The organism is Dyella kyungheensis (assembly GCF_016905005.1).
GTDB lineage: Bacteria > Pseudomonadota > Gammaproteobacteria > Xanthomonadales > Rhodanobacteraceae > Dyella > Dyella kyungheensis.
Map to the genome: position 1 here is coordinate 553583 of NZ_JADIKC010000003.1, position 17983 is coordinate 571565.

At 65.1% G+C, this 17983-nt stretch carries 9 protein-coding genes; 4 read left to right on the forward strand and 5 right to left on the reverse strand.

The window, feature by feature from the left end:
- Positions 1-107: 107 nt before the first annotated feature.
- On the reverse strand, positions 108-1187 hold the full coding sequence (locus tag ISP20_RS07200) for a homocysteine S-methyltransferase family protein (protein ID WP_204635376.1): 1080 nt from the start codon (positions 1185-1187) through the stop codon (positions 108-110).
- A gap of 15 nt (positions 1188-1202) precedes the next feature.
- Entirely contained in the window at positions 1203-2129 is a 927-nt protein-coding gene (locus ISP20_RS07205) for an ArsR/SmtB family transcription factor (protein ID WP_204635377.1), read from the reverse strand.
- Between the two features lie 276 nt (positions 2130-2405).
- Between ISP20_RS07205 and ISP20_RS07210 the strand changes: the two genes are divergently transcribed.
- Entirely contained in the window at positions 2406-3566 is a 1161-nt protein-coding gene (locus ISP20_RS07210) for an acyl-CoA dehydrogenase family protein (protein WP_204635378.1), read from the forward strand.
- A gap of 582 nt (positions 3567-4148) precedes the next feature.
- Positions 4149-5093 carry a GGDEF domain-containing protein gene (locus ISP20_RS07215; RefSeq protein ID WP_239535417.1) on the forward strand — a complete coding sequence of 315 codons (945 nt, stop codon included), beginning with the start codon at positions 4149-4151 and terminating at the stop codon, positions 5091-5093.
- Positions 5094-5097: 4 nt separating this feature from the next.
- Here ISP20_RS07215 and ISP20_RS07220 read toward each other — a convergent pair whose 3' ends face one another.
- The 3 genes from ISP20_RS07220 to ISP20_RS07230 form a co-directional block, all read right to left on the reverse strand.
- On the reverse strand, positions 5098-6159 hold the full coding sequence (locus ISP20_RS07220; protein WP_204635379.1) for an FUSC family protein: 1062 nt from the start codon (positions 6157-6159) through the stop codon (positions 5098-5100).
- A gap of 396 nt (positions 6160-6555) precedes the next feature.
- A complete protein-coding gene (locus ISP20_RS07225) occupies positions 6556-9861 on the reverse strand; it encodes a multidrug efflux RND transporter permease subunit (RefSeq protein ID WP_204635380.1) in 3306 nt (1101 codons plus the stop codon).
- A 15-nt stretch (positions 9862-9876) separates the two neighbouring features.
- Positions 9877-11091, reverse strand: a complete 1215-nt coding sequence (locus tag ISP20_RS07230; RefSeq protein WP_204635381.1) for an efflux RND transporter periplasmic adaptor subunit — start codon at positions 11089-11091, stop codon at positions 9877-9879.
- Positions 11092-11937: 846 nt separating this feature from the next.
- Between ISP20_RS07230 and ISP20_RS07235 the strand changes: the two genes are divergently transcribed.
- Together ISP20_RS07235 and ISP20_RS07240 are read left to right on the forward strand one after the other, a co-directional pair.
- Positions 11938-16872 (forward strand): NAD-glutamate dehydrogenase, encoded by a 4935-nt coding sequence (locus tag ISP20_RS07235; RefSeq protein WP_204635382.1) that lies wholly within the window; start codon positions 11938-11940, stop codon positions 16870-16872.
- A gap of 319 nt (positions 16873-17191) precedes the next feature.
- Complete coding sequence (locus ISP20_RS07240) at positions 17192-17953, forward strand: NAD kinase (RefSeq protein ID WP_204635383.1); 762 nt, start codon at positions 17192-17194, stop codon at positions 17951-17953.
- Positions 17954-17983 lie beyond the last annotated feature (30 nt).

Here is a 17983-nt window from a genome sequence, read left to right on the forward strand (position 1 = left end):
GAGGATTGAGGTGAGGGGGTGGGGCTTGAAGCGAGGTGCGAAAGTGCGAGGGTGAGGCTAGGTTGCCCCCTCTCCCCAGCCCTCTCCCGCAAGGGGAGAGGGCGCATTTATGCGGCCTCCTGCGTGGCGGCAGGCAAGGCGCGTGGCGCGATGTTGCTTACCGCTTCCGCAATCGCCTTGATATGCGCAGGCGTGGTGCCGCAGCAGCCACCCACCATGTTGAGCAGGCCATCGCGGGCGAAACCGCCAATCACCGAGGCCATTTGTTCGGGCGTTTCGTCGTATTCGCCAAACGCGTTCGGCAGGCCGGCATTCGGATGGGTGCTGACGAAACAGCTGGCGGTGTTGCTGAGCACTTGCACGTGCGGACGCAAGTCGGCCGCGCCCAGTGCGCAGTTCAAGCCGACGGAGATCGGGCGCGCGTGCTGCACCGAGTAGTAGAACGCTTCAGCGGTCTGGCCCGAGAGCGTGCGGCCGGAGCGGTCGGTGATGGTGCCGGAGATCATCACCGGCAGGCGCGCACCGCGCTGGCGGAACAGCTCGCTGAGTGCGAACAGCGCCGCCTTCGCGTTGAGCGTGTCGAAGATGGTTTCGACCATGATCACGTCGGCGCCACCATCGACCAGGCCACTGGCCGACTCCACGTAGTTGGCCACCAGTTCTTCGAAGGTGACGTTGCGGAAGCCCGGATCATTCACGTCCGGCGACAGCGATGCCGTGCGGCTGGTGGGGCCGAGCACGCCGATCACGAAGCGCGGCTTGTCCGGCGTCTTCGCTTCCACGGTGTCGCAGGCGGCGCGCGCGAGGGCGGCGCCTTCGCGGTTCAACTCGTAGGCAAGATGTTCCAGGTGGTAATCCGCCTGGCTGATGCGGGTGGAGTTGAAGGTGTTGGTTTCGACCAGGTCGGCGCCGGCTTCGAGATAGGCCTCGTGCACGCCGCGGATGATCTCCGGCTTGGTCAACGTGAGCAGGTCGTTGTTGCCTTTCAGGTCGCAGCTGCCGGGATGATCGTGCGTGTGCGTGCTGTCGTGTCCTTCCACGAAGCGCTCGCCGCGGAACGCGGTCTCGTCCAGCGAGTGACCTTGCAGCATGGTGCCCATGCCGCCGTCGATGATCAGGATGCGTTCGCGCAGCAGCCGTTCCAACAGGGCGACGCGCTCGGGGTGTAACCAGGGCAGGGTGCTCATGACGGACTCCTCACTTCAAGGCTTGCGCGCGAGCAGGCTGATCACTTCGAAGTGAGGTGCCTTGCGTTCGCGGCTCAGCCGGGTACAGCTCATGGATTCGAGGCCGGCCTGCTTGGCGAAGCCGGTCAGTTCGTCGGAAGAAAAACCGAGATTGCGGTGATCGAACGGTTCCACCACGGTGCGGTGGTCGTGCTTGCCCAGCGTCACGGCCAGCAATCGCCCGCCGCTGCGCAGCACGCGCGCGGCTTCGGCGACGGCCTTTGCGGGGTGTTCCGCATAAGTGAGGGCGTGCAGCATCAGCACAAGGTCGAAACGGCGATCGCCGAGTTCCAGCGCATGCATGTCGCCCTTGAGCACTTCCACGTTGCCGAAGGACTTGAGGCGTTGCGCGGCGGCTTCGGTCACGCGCTCGCTGCTGTCCACGCAGACGATGGAGTGTGCGTGCGGTGCCAGCAATTCGGCGGTGATGCCGTCGCCCGAGGCGATGTCCAGCACGTCGCCGGTTTCCAGCAGCTGCAGCAGCGAGCGCGCCAGGGTTTCCCAGGTACGGCCGGGGGAGTAGTGGCGTTCCATGTCGCCGGCGACGGTGTCGGCCCAGCCTTCTTCGCGGGCGCGCTCGGCCAGCACGCCCGGAAGGCGGGCGGCGTCTTCGCGCAGCAGGGCATCGTCGATGTTGTCGCGCAGGGACCTCAGCAAGACCTGCAGGTGCTCGTCGGTTTCGGCGTTGGCGCGGTAGTAGGCGGAGACGCCGGCGCGGCGGTCGCGCACCAGCTCGGCTTCCTTGAGCTTGGCCAGATGGGTGGACACGCGGGGCTGCGCCAGATGCAGGACCGCCGCCAGTTCCGCCACGGTCAGCTCCTCGCGTTCGAGCAGGGCGAGCAGGCGTACCCGGGTGGGGTCCGCCAGCAGGCGCAGCACGCTGGAGGCGGTAGCCAAGTCCATGGTTATCCTTATATCGCGATGCAAAGATACATAAGGCTAGAACTGGGGGGCCGGGGCGTCAAGTCGCGCTGTGGGCGACGGCCGCGGGGCGCGCTTTTTGTGGGAGCGCACTTGTGCGCGACGGCCGGGCGCGGAGGCAAGCCTCAGGCTCCGCGGTCGCGCGCAAGCGCAGCTCCCACAGGGGCAGCGCGGAAACTGGGCTTGCTGCACCTGCACAGGAGTCGCACGGCCGGCCGGGTTAAAATGGTGGGCTTCCCTCTCCCCTTGGAGCCTTCCATGGATTTCCGCTTTACCGACGATCAGCTGTCCATCCAGGCCATCGCCCGCGACTTTGCGCAGAAGCGCATCGTGCCGGTCGCCGCCGAACTGGATGCCAAGGGTGAATTCCCGCTCGAGAACATCCGTGAGATGGGCCAGCTGGGCCTGATGGGCATCGAAGTGCCGACCGAGTACGGCGGTGCGGGCATGGACCCGGTGGCCTACGTGCTGGCGATGATCGAAATCGCCGCGGCCGATGCCGCCACTTCGACCATCATGTCGGTGAACAATTCGCTGTTCTGCAACGGCATCCTCAAGCACGGCACCGAGGAGCAGAAGCAGAAGTACGTGCGCGCCATCGCCCAGGGCGAGGCCATCGGCGCTTACGCGCTGACCGAGCCGCAGTCGGGTTCGGATGCTTCGGCCATGCACACCCGCGCCACCAAGAATGCCGACGGCAACTGGGTGATCAACGGCAAGAAGAGCTGGATCACCTCCGGCCCGGTGGCCCGCTACATCATCCTGTTCGCGATCACCACGCCGGGCATCGGCGCCAAGGGCGTTTCAGCTTTCATCGTCGACACACAGCTGCCGGGCTTCCACGCCGGCAAGAGCGAACCGAAGCTCGGCATCCGCGCCTCGGCCACCTGCGAAATCGAATTCACCGATTACGTGCTGCCCAAGGAAAACCTGCTGGGCGACGAAGGCAAGGGCTTCGCCATCGCGATGGGTGTGCTCGACGCCGGCCGCATCGGCATCGCTTCGCAGGCTGTGGGTATCGCCCGCGCTGCTTATGAAGCCACGCTGCAGTGGGTGCGCGATCGCAAGGCGTTTGGCACGCCGATCGGAACGTTCCAGATGACCCAGGCCAAGATCGCCGACATGAAGTGCAAGCTGGACGCGGCCACGCTGCTCACCTTGCGCGCCGCCTGGACCAAGGGCGAGACCGACAAGAACGGCGGCCGCTTCGGCACCGAGGCGTCCGTCGCCAAGCTCACCGCGTCGGAAGCGGCGATGTGGATTTCCCATCAGGCCGTGCAGATCCACGGTGGCATGGGCTACTCCAAGGAAATGCCGCTGGAGCGTTATTTCCGCGATGCCAAGATCACGGAGATCTATGAGGGCACCAGTGAGATTCAGCGCATTGTGATTGCGCGTGCGGAGACGGGGTTGCGTTAAGTCCGGCAGGTAGTCCGCTTGGAAAAGCCCTCGGCCACCGCTGGGGGCTTTTTCTTTTCTGGGGGAGCTTTTCTGGGGGAGCTTTTGTGGGAGAGCTTTTGCGTGGGAGCTTTTGTGTGGGAGCGCACCCCGCGCGCGACGGCGTGGCGTCCGAGGAAACCTCGGGCCGTCGCGCACAGGGTGCGCTCCCCCAGGGTTGGCCTCCACAGGGTTGGCTTGGTTGACGGCGAGCGGGGGGTTTTCTTTTGTGGGAGCTGCACTTGTGCGCGACTGGGCCGTACCGGGGCACCTCAGTCGCGCACAAGTGCGGCTCCCACAAGGGTGAGTCGACCTTGTTGACGGGTGTGGGGGCAATCGCAAATACTTGCGATCTCCAGGAGGTCCCCTCCCGCCAGGGATGGCGACTACTCCTCGCGTCGGTAACTGACTAGGCAGGGCTACCCCGGCCTCAGACGGGCCACCCCATTCGAGGGCGGCAGGCCCGGGAAATGGCGCCAGTGCGCCCATTCCCGAAGTGTCATCGAACCGCGGCACGATGGTTGCTTCACCGCAAGGTCCTAAGCCACCTGCCGCGAGCGCCCCATGTCCGACGTCGTTGAGAAGCTGGAAGAAGAGAGCATGGTCTACAAGACCTTGCTCGAGTCCACCAAGGCCATTCCCTGGCGCATCCAGTGGGACAGCCTCTCGTTCTCCTATATCGGCCCGCAGATCGAGCACCTGCTCGGCTGGGCGCCCGACAGCTGGGTCAGCGTGCAGGACTGGGCCGAACGCATCCATCCGGATGACCGCGACTGGGCGGTGAATTTCTGCGTGGCGCAGTCCAAGGCCGGCGTCGACCATGAAGCCGACTATCGCGCGCTGTGCAAGGACGGCAGCTACGTGTGGATCCGCGACGTGGTGCACGTGGTGCGCAAGGACGACGGCAGCGTGGATGCGCTGGTCGGTTTCATGTTCGACATCAGCGAGCGCAAGCGCACCGAGCAACGCCTGATCGAGTTGCAGCGCGAACTGGAAGCGCTGTCGTTCAAGGACGGCCTCACCGGCATCGCCAACCGCCGACGTTTCGACAGCGTGTTCGAGGAAGACTGGGAGCAGGCGCGCCGCAGCGGCAAGCCGCTGTCGCTGCTGATGCTCGATATCGATTACTTCAAACAGTACAACGACCACTACGGCCACGTGCAGGGCGACTACACGCTCAAGCTGGTGGCCAAGGTGTTGGAGAAGGCGGTGCGCCGCTCGCACGATTTCCTCGCGCGATTCGGCGGCGAGGAGTTCGTACTGGTGCTGCCCGATACCGATGCGGCGGCCGCGCGCGAATTGGCCGAGCGCTGCCATGCCTTGATCGAGCAGGAGTGGATTCCGCACGAGCGCTCGATGGCGCGCAAGGCGCTGACCATGAGCATCGGCGTGGGCACGGTGGTGCCGATGCATGGCGACGAGCGCCTGTCGTTCCTCGAACTGGTGGATCGTCGGCTGTACCAATCCAAGCAGCGCGGTCGCAACATGACGGTGACCAGCGACGATTGATGCTTTACGTGCGCACCGCGGACGACTCCGCGGTGCGCAGCGGCAGGATCAGATGCGCGGCCAGCAGGCCGAGAAAGCCGCCGAGCAGCGTCTGCCAGATGCGCGCGCTCAGGAACATGATCGAGTGTTCGCCCGACGCGGCAAGCGTCACGATCAAGGTGAAGGCGAACGCGGCGCAGGCGATGTCGTAGCGCTCCGGCAACGCCATCGCGTAAACCACCATCGCCACCGCGGCCAGCGCCCAGATCAGCAGCGGCGCGTGTTCGGCCAGCGGAAGGCAGGCGAGGCCCAGCGGCACGCCGATCAGCGTGCCCACGATGCGCCGGCGCACGCGTTGCGCCGTACCCATGGCACTCCCGGCCACCACATAGGTACACGCCGTCACCGCCCATGCCGACTCGGGCAGGTGCAGCTGCGCGTTGAGCGCCACCACGATCAGCGCGGCCACCGCTGCCTGCACGCCCATGATGAAGGGCGCGGACAGATGCCAGCGGCCGGGAATGTCCGCCGGTGAAAGCACCGCCAGTTCGGCAGGCCGCTCGGCGGGACCGGAGAGCAGTCGCGGCACCACCGAGGCCAGCGCCGCGATGCATCCCGCGATCAGGATTGCCGGCCACGCCGAGGCGTCGAGCCGCATGGTGTAGGCGAGCAATTGTCCGATGTAGATCTGCGAACCGACGCCTGCACCGGTGACGCCATAGCGCTTGAGGTAGCTGGCGAGGAACGCGCCGCTGACCAGCGTGAACTCCGCTCCGTTCCCCGGCAGCGGAGAAAACACAGGCACCAGCAGTGCCTGCATCAACGCGCCTAGCGTGGCGGCCAGGCAGAGCAGGGCGAGATCGCGGCTGGATTCGAAACGCGTATGCCGTGCCTCGGAAACGCTTGCCCACAAGGCGATATTGGCCGCCAGCGAACCGACGGCGATGGCGCTGCCGAATGGGTGCGCGACGTCGTGCAAGGTACCGATCGCCGCCGCCAGGCCATAGGCGGTGACCAGCCGCAGCCCCTTGATGCGGCGATGCGTGCCGGGATCGAGTCGTTCAAGCCAGTCGAGGAGAGAGCGCATGCGGTCGGAGCGAAGGAGTGCGGATCGCCGGCATTATGGACGGCCCACGCGGTTGGCTTTTTCGGAAACGCAGGGTGGGGCGATTGGCCCATCGCGGACGATTGAGTGTGCGGCGCCCCGCTTTTTTGCTCGTCATTCCGGCGCAGGCCGGAATCCAGTTGCGATGCATTTGGTTGTCGCCGTAACAGCTAGTCGGCTGACCGTCGCGCTACTGCGAGGCTCACGAAAGAGTGAGTCATCGGTGTCTCGACAATCCCATGCATCGCAACTGGATTCCGGCCTGCGCCGGAATGACGAGGGAAAGAGCGGGGCCGCTTCTTCGGCGTTGCCGACGAACACAAAAAAAGCCCCGGTCTCGCGACCGGGGCTTCTTGTTTGACTGCCGGACGTTCCGGATTACGCGCCGCGGCGCGGATCCGAATCGAACGGCTGCATGGCGCTGCTCGGCGTGCCGCCGGTGCCGCCACCGCCTTGCGGCGGATGGTCATCCGAACCGCCGGTTGCGGAGCCACCATGGCCCGGGCGGATCGTGCGGGACGGCTCGTCCAGCTTGTCGCCCAGTGCACGGCGCACCGTCACGTAGAACACCGGGATCAACAGCAGACCCAGGAACGTGGCGAAGATCATGCCGCCGATCACGCCGGTACCGATGGCGTGACGCGAGTTCGCGCCGGCACCGGTGGAGATGAACAGCGGGAACACGCCGAGGATGAAGGCCATCGAGGTCATCAGGATCGGGCGCAGTCGCTGGCGGGATGCCGTGACGATGGCGTCGAACAGCGAGCGACCGTGCTGCTGTTCTTCCACCGCGAATTCCACGATCAGGATCGCGTTCTTCGCCGCCAGGCCGATCACCGTGATCATGCCGATCTTGAAGTACATGTCGTTCGGCAAGCCGCGCAACATCGAGAACACGACCGTACCCAGCAGGCCCAGCGGCACCACCAGCAGCACGGCGACCGGGATCGACCAGCTCTCGTACAGTGCGGCAAGGCACAGGAACACGATCAGGATCGACAGCGCCAGCAGCAGCGTGGCCGAGTTGCCGGCCAGGATTTCCTGGTACGACTGACCCGTCCAGTCCGCGCCGAAGCCCTTCGGCAGATCCTTGTCGACGATCTCCTGCAGCGCGTTCATCGCCTGGCCGGTGGAATAACCCGGACCTTCGTTACCCACGATTTCCACCGCGGCGTAGCCGTTGTAGCGGGTCAGCGCGGGCGAACCCATGTCCCACTTCGTCTTCACCACCGACGCAATCGGAATCATGTTGTACGGGTTGACCGTGGACGCATACGTCGAGTTCGACGCGTTGCTCGTGCCATTGGTACCAGGCGTGGCCAGCGTGCTGGGCGAGTAGATGTGCTGCAGCGCATCCGGGCCCATGCGGTAGGCCTGGTCGGCCTGCAGGTACACGCGCTTCACGCGGCCGCCGTAGACGAAGTCGTTGACGTAGATCGGCGCCAGCGTCAGCTGGATGGCCGTGTACACATCGGTCACCGACAAGCCCATCGACTGCGCCTGCACGCGGTCCACCGTCATGTCCCACTGCGGGGCGTCGGGCAGCGAGTTCGGGCGTACGCCCGTCAGCGCCTTGTTGCCCTGGGCCTTGCCGACCGTGGTCATCATGGCCTGCATCAGTTCGCCATGCGTCTGGCCGGCGCGAGCCTGCAGGTACATGTCGATGCCGCCGAACTGGCTGAGGCCGCGGATGGTGGGCAGGTTGACCACGAAGATCTGCGCATCGCGAATGCTGTGGAACACGCCATTGAGCTTCATGATCAGCTCGTCGGCGGTGATCGCTCGCTTGTCCCAGTCGGTGAGCTTGATGAAGGCCATGCCGGTGCTTTCGCTCTGGCCGATGAAGCTGAAGCCGCTGATCTGGTACATGCCAATGACGTCGTCATTGAACGGACTCTTCTTCAGCGTGTCGCGCATTTCGGCCATCACCGCCTGCGTGCGTTGCAGGGTGGCACCCGGCGGCAGGTTGACGATGGCCAGCGCGAAGCCCTGGTCTTCGCTCGGCACGAAGCTGGTGGGCAGGCGCGTGTAGAGGAAGCCGGCAAGCACCGCCACCAGCGCGAACACGATCATCCAGCGCGGCGCATGACGCGTGGCGCTGCCGATGTGGCCGCTGTAGGTGTGGGTGACCTTGTCGAACAGCTGGTTGAACTTGCGGTAGATGATGTTCTTCTTGTGCTCGTGCTCCGGCTTGAGCAGCGTTGCGCACAGCGCCGGCGTGAACGAAAGCGCGAGGAACGCGGAGAAGCCCATCGACACCGCGATGGTCAGCGCGAACTGCTTGTAGATCACGCCCGAGGCACCCGGCTGCAGCGCGGACGGCACGAACACCGCCGCCAGCACCACCGTGATCGCTACCACGGCACCGGTGATCTGGCCCATCGCCTTGCGCGTCGCTTCCTTCGGCGACAGATGCTCCTCGGACATGATGCGTTCGACGTTCTCGATCACCACGATCGCGTCGTCCACCACGATGCCGATGGCCAGCACCATGCCGAACAAGGTCAGCTGGTTGATGGTGAAGCCAAGCGCCACCAGGCCGATGAAGGTACCCAGCAGAGCCACCGGGATCACCAGGGTGGGGATCACCGTGGCGCGGAAGTTCTGCAGGAAGATCAGCATCACCAGGAACACCAGGATGATGGCTTCGATCAGCGTGTGCACCACTTCCTTGATCGAGATCTTGACGAAGGGGGTGGTGTCGTACGGGGCAAACCAGGTGACGCCTTCGGGGAAGTCCTTCGAAAGCTCATTCATCTTCGCCTTGACGGCGTCGGCCACGTCCAGCGCGTTGGCGCCGGGCAGCAGCTGCACACCCAAGCCGCCCACTTGCTGGCCGTTCCAGGTGGCACCCAGGCCGTAGGTCTGCGGACCGAAGTCGATGCGGGCCACGTCGCTGAGCTTCACCACCGTGCCGTCGCTGTTGGCGCGCAGGATGATGTTGCCGAACTCCTGTGGCGAGGAGAAACGACCTTCCGCCGAGACCGTGGCGGTGAACGCCTGGTCCTTCGGCGACGGATCGGCACCGAGCGAACCGGCGGCGAACTGCACGTTCTGCGCGGAGATGGCCGAATACACCGAGCTGGCCGACAAGCCATAGCCCTGCAGCTTGTCCGGGTTCAACCAGATGCGCACGCCGTATTCCGAACCGATCAGGCGCGTGTTGCCCACGCCCGGAATACGGCCGACCTGGTCCGCCACCTGCGACGCGATCACGTCGGCCAGGCGGTTGCCGTCGATGTCCGGATTGGTGGACACCAGCGACACGAACATCAGGAAGTCCGGGTTGCTCTTGGCCACCACCACGCCCTGCTGGGTTACGGCGGAAGGCAGGCGCGGCTGGGCCAGCTGCACCTTGTTCTGCACCTGCACCTGGGCGATGTCCGGATCGGTGCCGGTTTCAAAGCTCAGCGTGATCGAGCTGGTGCCGTTGGAGTTGGAGGAGGAGCTGAAGTACAGCAGGTGGTCGATACCGGTGAGCTGCTGCTCGATCACCTGGGTGACGTTCTTCTCCATGGTGTCGGCGTTGGCGCCCGGATACGTCGCGGACACCACCACCTGGGGAGGTGCGATGTTGGGATACGACTCGATACCCATGTTCAACACGGAGATGGTGCCAACCAGGGTAATCAGGATGGCCACCACCCACGCGAAGATGGGACGGTCAATAAAGAAACTCGGCATGTCGGTCGACTCCCTTTATTGCTTGCCGCCAGCAGCGTGACCCGCCGCTGCCGGTGGCCCCTGCTCGCCGGGCTTCTTGTTCGGATCGTACGGCGCTGCCTTGGCCGGCTTGCCGGGCTGCACGGTTTGCAGGCCGGAGACGATCACTTGGTCGCCGTTGGCCAGACCCTGAGTGACGATCCAGTTCGGACCGGCCAGGTTGTCGGCCGAGACGTTCTTGCGGGCGACGTTGCCGTCCTGGCCCACCACCAGTGCGTAGGCACCGACCACGTCGCGCTGGATGGCTGCCTGCGGCACCAGGAACACGTTGTGCAGCTCGCCGAGGTTGGCGGTAATGGTGATGTAGGTGCCCGGCAGCAGGCGGCGCTGCGGGTTGGGCAGCAGGGCGCGCAGGTTGATCGAGCCGGTGGTCGGATCGACGGTGGCGCCGGAGAAGTCCAGCGTGCCGTCCTGGTCGTACTTACTGCCGTCGGGCAGGGTGACCTTCACCGTGGTCTTGCCCTGGTCGCTCAGCGAGACGTTGCCGGCGGCCTGGGCGGCGCGCAGGCGATCGAGGTCGGCCGCGCTGACGGTGAAGTTCACGTACAGCGGATCGAGCTGGTCGACCGTGGTGAGCAGGGTCGAGCTGGAGCCGGTGTCCGCCGTGCTGGCACCGACGATGGCGCCTTCGGTGACCTGCTGCTGGCCGGCGCGACCGTCGATGGGCGACACCACCCGGGTGAAGCCGAGATTGATCTTGGCGTTCTCCACGGCGGCCTGGGCCTGCTTCACCGCGGCGGCGCCGGAGCGCTCGTTGGCTTCGGCGGTGTCCAGGTCGGACTGCGAGATGTAGTTGTCGGGACGCAGCTTGCGGAAGCGCTCGGCGGCGGCGTGATAGTTGAAGTAGGTGGCCTGGGCCGAGGCCAGGTTGGCCTGGCTGGAGTTCAACGAGGCCTGGTACACGGCCGGGTCGATCTCGAACAGCACCTGGCCTTGCTTGACGTCGGTGCCTTCCTGGTAGACGCGCTTGAGCAGCACGCCCGAGACGCGGGCGCGGACATCGGCGCTGCGGAAGGCCGATACGCGGCCCACAAGGTCCTTGGCGAGCGGGGTGCTCTGGGTCTGCGCCTTGACCACGCCGACTTCCGGCGGTGGCATCTGGGGCGGACCTTGTTCCTTGCCTTTGCCACAGGCGGCCAGTGAGAGCAGGCCAAGGCACAGCAGAGGTGTGCGCAGTGACGTGGACTTCATGTGGGCTCCATTCTTCTTAATGTGGTCGGGGGATGCAGCGCGCCGACGCCTCTCCGGGCGCCGACAAATAGGTTCTTGCGACGAATACACGGCGACCCCGCGTATCCGACGGCTCCCGATGAGGGGAACCAGGACAGGCGGGGCCGGAAAGCCGCGGCTCGTTCAGGCAAGCGAGCTTGGACTATACCGTACAGTTTACAATTTGTAGAGTCACCCCTGACACGCCGGTTGAGCCCCCAGAGCCGTTCCCGCGCATTCGTAAGCTCTATCGAGCAGGGTTGCTGTACCCCTCAAGCAGATCGTGGGTACTAATTTTGGCTGAATTCCGTGAAGGTAGGGTGTCGGCCTCTGTAACGCAGGGAAAAGGCCATGAGGGAATGGTGCCAGCGGGCGTTGGGGAGCGCCCGTGCCGATGGTCCGGTTGCACCTCCAGTGCACTTACTTACAACAACCTGGCCGATAACCCTGCAAGCCTCCTATGGTGTGCCTACGCTCCAGCGATCCGTTGCGGCAGCGATTTTATCTGCTGCGCTGCAACGTTTTGAATGCGCCGTTGCGGCCATGTACGGTCAGGTATCGCTGAGCGGGCGCATCCTCGGCGCAGTGCTTGCAACGCAGGCAACACACGAGCCCGACAAGTTTTTCCTCCGCGCATGCACGTGCGCGGATGCTGCCGACGGTCACGCAACCGTCGCGAAAACCACCGAAGCTCCGTTTGCTGCACGGGCGTCATGACCTGCCGCAAGCTGAAGTGCGCCTTTCGCAAAGGTGGATTAGGCATCGTGCGAGGCGTATTCTTTTGAGGCTTTTTTAGCCTCATTCCGTCTCCCCAACACAGTAGATGCCATGAACGCGATTCGTGCGGCTAGCAACAGCTCGTTCCCCACTGTTGTTCTCGAAGAACTGAAGCAAAGCGGATTTCCTACCGGGCGCCTTGAAGAGGCGCAATTTTTTATCGGCGCTTTCTTCGCGCGCATCGCCGATGGCGATCTCGAACTCCATACCGCCCGCGAGTGGGCCGTGCTGATCGCCGACCTGCTCGAGTTCATGCAGCAGCGCCAGCCGGGCCGCGCCTCGGTGCGCGTGGCCAACCCGGCCACCGGCCATGCCGGCCGCAGTTACATCCAGGTCGTCACCGACGACATGCCGTTCCTGGTCGACACCGTCACCATGGTCGCGGCCGAACAGTTGCAGATCCACGCCGTGATCCACCCGGTGGTGGAGGTGGCACGCGATACCTCCGGCAAGCTGCTGAAGATCGGCGCCGCCGACGGCCAGAGCGAATCGGTGATGCACTTCGAAGTGGACCGCGTGGCCGACGACGAAGAGCTGGCCAAGCTCAAGGCGAAACTGGAAGGCGCGCTGGAAGACGTGCGCGTGGTGGTTGCCGACTGGAAGAAGATGCGCGACCAGGCGCTGGCCACGGCCGACGACCTGCCGTCGCGCCAGCTGCCGCTGGACCCCGCCGCCGTGAAGGAGGCATCCGAATTCCTGCGCTGGCTGGCCGACGACAACTTCACCTTCCTCGGTTACCGCGAATACGAAGTGACCGAAGCCGACGGCGAGGAAGTGCTGCGCGCCAACGAAAGCTCGGGCATGGGCATCCTGCACAAGAGCGAGCGCTCGTTGGCGCCGCGCTCGCTGCGTTCGCTGGTGGCGAGCGACCTGCCGCAGTCCGGTTCCACCGACGCCATCATCCTGACCAAGACCAATGCGCGCTCGCACGCGCACCGTCCGGGTTACATGGATTACGTGGGCGTGCTCAAGTTCGACGCCAACGGCAAGCCGGTGGCCGAGCAGCGCTTCCTCGGCCTGTTCTCGTCCAACGCCTATATGGCGCGTCCGCAGGACGTGCCGCTGGTGCGCCAGAAGTTCGAATACGCGATGGAGCATTCGGGCCTCAAGCGCGATTCGCACTCGGGCAAGGCGCTGCGCCACATCCTGGAAACGCTGCCGCGCGACGAGCTGTTCCAGAGCAGCGACGAAGAGCTCTACAACACCGCCATGGGCACGCTGGAGCTGCGCCAGCGCGCACGCACGCGCCTGTTCGTGCGCCGCGACCGCTACGGCCGCTTCGTCACCTGCATCGTCTACGTGCCGCGCGACCGCTTCAACACCACCGTGCGCGAACGCATCGAAGCGCTGCTGAAGGATTCGATGCGCGGCGAAAGCCTCGACTCCTCCGTGCTGATGGGCGAAGCCGCGCTGGTGCGCCTGCACGTGGTGGTGCGTCCGAAGATCGGCGACCAGGTGCATTACGACGTGGCCGAGCTGGAGAAGGGCGTGGCCACCATCGTGCGCAACTGGCACGACGACGTGCGCGACGAACTCGTGCGCACGCTGGGCGACCACGATGGCGTGGTCCTTGCCAACCGCTACGCCAAGGCGCTGCCCGCCGGCTACGTGGAAGACGTTTCGCCGGCCACCGCCGCCGAGGACGTGCACCAGCTGTCGCTGCTCAAGGGCGACGACGCGGTGCGCATGTCGTTCTATCACCCGGCCTCGCGCCCGGAAGAACTGCGCTTCAAGATCTACCGCAGCGGCGGCGACATCGCGCTGTCCGAAGTGCTGCCGCAGCTGGAGAACCTGGGCCTGCGCGTGCTCACCGAGCACCTGTACGACATCCATGTCGGCGACAGCATGCTGTACATCCAGGACTTCGAAGTGCAGACCGCTGGCAGCCTCGCTTTCAGCGTGGAGCAGGTGGACCAGTTGTTCGAAGACGCCTTCGAGCAGATCTGGCGCGGCAACGCCGAGAACGACGGCTTCAACCGCCTCGTGCTGGGCGCCAAGCTGAGCTGGCGTCAGATCGCCATGCTGCGCGGCTACTGCAAGTACCTGTTGCAGACCGGTGTGGCGTTCTCGCAGAGCTACATGGAAGACGCCTTCAACCGCTATCCGGCGATTGCCGGCCTGCTGGTGGAACTGTTCCTGGCCAAGTTCGATCCGCGTCGCGAGTCGCTGTCGACGGATGAACTCAAGCGCGCCGGCGACCTGTTGCGCGGCGAGATGCAGGTGCTGATCCCCGAGGCGCTGCGCCATGCGCATCCGGCGCTCATCGACGGCCTGGTGGCTTCGCTGTCCAAGCCGCGCGGCGAGCAGCTGGCGGTGATCGAAGAGACCATCGGCACGCTGCTGGAAACCGTCTCGAGCCTCGACGACGACCGCATCCTGCGCAGCTTCATGGCGCTGATCCGCGGCACCCTGCGCACCAGTTTCTTCCAGCGCTGGAACGATCAGTACCGCAGCTACATCAGCTTCAAGTTCGACTCGCATCGCGTGCCGGACCTGCCCAAGCCGGTGCCGTACCGCGAAATCTTCGTCAGCGCGCCGCGCGTGGAAGGCATCCACCTGCGCTTCGGCTCGGTGGCGCGCGGTGGCCTGCGCTGGTCGGATCGCCGCGAAGACTTCCGCACCGAAGTGCTGGGCCTGGTGAAGGCGCAGATGGTGAAGAACACCGTGATCGTGCCGGTCGGCTCGAAGGGCGGCTTCTTCGTCAAGCGTCCGCCGGTCAACGGCGACCGCGACGCGCAGCTGGCCGAGGGCATCGCGTGCTACCGCATGTTCATCAGCGGCCTGCTGGACATCACCGACAACCTGATCGAAGGCAAGGTGGTGCCGCCGCACGACGTGGTGCGCCACGACAACGACGATCCCTACCTGGTGGTGGCGGCCGACAAGGGCACGGCGACGTTCTCCGATATCGCCAACGCCATTTCGGTGGAACACGGCTTCTGGCTGGGCGATGCGTTCGCCTCGGGCGGCTCGAACGGTTACGACCACAAGGGCATGGGCATCACCGCCAAGGGCGCGTGGGAGTCGGTCAAGCGCCACTTCCGTGCGCTGGGTCGTGACAGCCAGTCGCAGGACTTCACCTGCGCGGGCGTCGGCGACATGTCGGGCGACGTGTTCGGCAACGGCATGTTGTTGTCGCGCCATATCAAGCTGGTGGCGGCGTTCGATCATCGCCATGTCTTCCTCGATCCGAGCCCGGATGTCGAGCGTTCGTTCGCCGAGCGCGAGCGCATGTTCAAGCTGCCGCGTTCGAGCTGGGACGATTACAACAAGTCGCTGATCTCGGAGGGTGGCGGCGTGTATCCGCGTACGCTCAAGTCGATCCCGATTTCGCCGGAAGTGCGTGCGGTGCTCGGCCTCAAGCCGGACGTGACGCAGCTGGCGCCGAACGATCTGCTCAGCGCCATCCTCAAGGCACCGGTGGACCTGCTGTGGAACGGCGGCATCGGCACCTATGTGAAGTCCAGCGCCGAAACGCATGCCGACGTGGGCGACCGCGCCAACAACGCGCTGCGCGTGAACGGCGTGGAGCTGCGCTGCAAGGTGGTGGGCGAGGGCGGCAACCTGGGCTTCACCCAGAAGGGCCGCATCGAAGCCGCCCAGCACGGCGTGCTGCTCAACACCGACTTCATCGACAACTCGGCCGGCGTGGACACCTCCGACCATGAGGTGAACATCAAGATCCTGCTGGGCGATGCCGTGCAGCGCGGTGAGATGACCACGGAGCAGCGCAATACGCTGTTGGCCAGCATGACCGACGAAGTGGGCCAGCTGGTGCTGTGGGACAACTACCGCCAGAACCAGGCCATCACCTTGATGGAGCATCAGTCGGCGCATCGCATCGGCTCGATGGCGCACTTCATCCGCCAGCTGGAGTCCGAAGGCCTGCTCGATCGCCAGGTGGAGAACCTGCCGAGCGAAGCGGAGCTGGCTGAGCGCAAGACGCGCGGCATGGGCATGACGCGTCCGGAACTGTCGGTGCTGCTGTCGTACGACAAGATCAAGCTGTACCAGCAGCTGCTCGATTCGGACGTGCCGGAAGACGCCTACCTGTCCAAGGAACTGGTGCGCTACTTCCCCGAGCCGCTGCACGCCAAGTACGCCGAGCACATGCAGCGCCATCGCCTGAAGCGCGACATCATCGCCACGGCCGTGACCAACTCGACCATCAACCGCATGGGCGCCACCTTCATGATGCGCATGCAGGAGGACACCGGTCAGGGTCCGGCAGCCATCGCCAAGGCGTATACGGCGGCACGCGAGATTCTCGATGCGCGCGAGCTGTGGGCGCAGATCGAGGCGCTGGACGGCAAGGTGGCGGAGAACACCCAGATCGATGCGATCCTGCAGATCTGGTCGCTGCTGCGTCACACCACGCGCTGGTTGCTGAATCGTCCGGGCGGCACGCTGGACATCAATGCCAACGTGGAGCGCTACCAGACCGGCGTGACCGAACTGCGCGCCGCGCTGCCGATGGCCCTCACCGAAACCGGCAAGCAGGACTTCGCTACCAGCCAGGAGAAGTGGGAAGGCCTCGGCATGCCGGGCGAACTCGCCCTGCGCATGGCGCGACTGCCGGAGATGCGCGCGATGCTCGACATCGTCGAGGTGGCCACGCAGGGCGGTCAGCCGATCGCCAAGGTGGCGGGTGTGTTCTACGAACTGGGCCAGGCGCTGGACCTGGAATGGCTGCGCAGCCAGATCGAGGCGCTGCCGGTGGAAGGTGCATGGCACGCCCAGGCACGCGGTTCGCTGCTGGACGAGCTCAACCACCAGCATCGCGCGCTGGCCCTGCAGGTGCTGTCGATGAACGGCGGCTCCAAGGACGTCTCGCCGGTGCAGGCATGGCTGCAGCGTGACGACGCGACGCTCAAGTACACCCGCAACATGCTGGCGGAAATCCTCACCCAGAACGCGGACTACCCGATCGCCTCGGTCGCGGTGCGCCGCCTGGCACAGCTGGCGCAGGTGCCGGTGAACCAGTAAGGGCTCCAGGGCTGCCCGGTTGGGCCGGGTAGCCTTGAGTGTTCAACGCCTTCTAATCGTTAGTAATCCCTCACCGTCATTCCGGCGCAGGCCGGAATCCAGTAGCCGCTGTTGGCGGTTTTCGCGAAGCGAACAAGAGCGTGTCGGCTGTCGCGACAATCCCATGCTTCGCTACTGGATTCCGGCCTGCGCCGGAATGACGGTGAGGGGCGAGAGGCTGCGAAAGCTGAAAGAGCAGGGCGCAAACCGGCAACGGTCTTGCGCCCTTCGTCCATCTACGCTCAACTGGCAGCCTCGCCAGCCATTGTTGCCCGACCCTATGCGCTTTGCCTTCGTCGCCAGCGAAACCAATGTCGCCCAGCAGGCCCGGCGCAAACTCATCGACCGTTACGGCGATGCGGAGCCGGAGGCGTCGGATGTGATCGTGGCGCTGGGCGGCGACGGCTTCATGCTGCGCACGCTGCATGCCTATCGCGCGCTGCCGGCGCCGGTCTACGGCATGAAGCTGGGCCGCGTCGGCTTCCTGATGAACAAGCATCGCATCGACGAGCTGGAAGAGCGCATTTCACGCGCGCATGCCGCGGTGCTCTATCCGCTGGACATGCGCACCGTCGATATCAACGGCGACGTGCATCACGCGCTGGCGTTCAACGAAGTGTCCCTGTTGCGCCAGAGCAACCAGGCGGCGCATCTCGAAGTGAAGCTCAACGACATCGTGAAGCTGCAGAACCTGGTCTGCGACGGCATCCTGGTGTCGACGCCGGCGGGTTCGACGGCCTACAACCTCTCCGCGCATGGACCGATCCTGCCGCTGGACGCCAATGTGCTGGCGCTCACCCCGATCAGCCCGTTCCGGCCGCGTCGCTGGCGCGGCGCGATCCTGCCGCATCGCACGCTGGTGACGATGCGCGTGCTCGATCCCGGCAAGCGCCCGGTCAGCGCCACCGCCGATTACCACGAGGTACGCGATATCCGCGAGGTGGAAATCCGCCAGTCGGAGGGGCAGGGCGTGCGCCTGTTGTTCGATCCGGAGCACAACCTGGAGCAGCGCATCCTGGATGAGCAGTTCGCGCCGGATTGAAGGCATTCCCGCCACGCGTCTTTTGCTAGA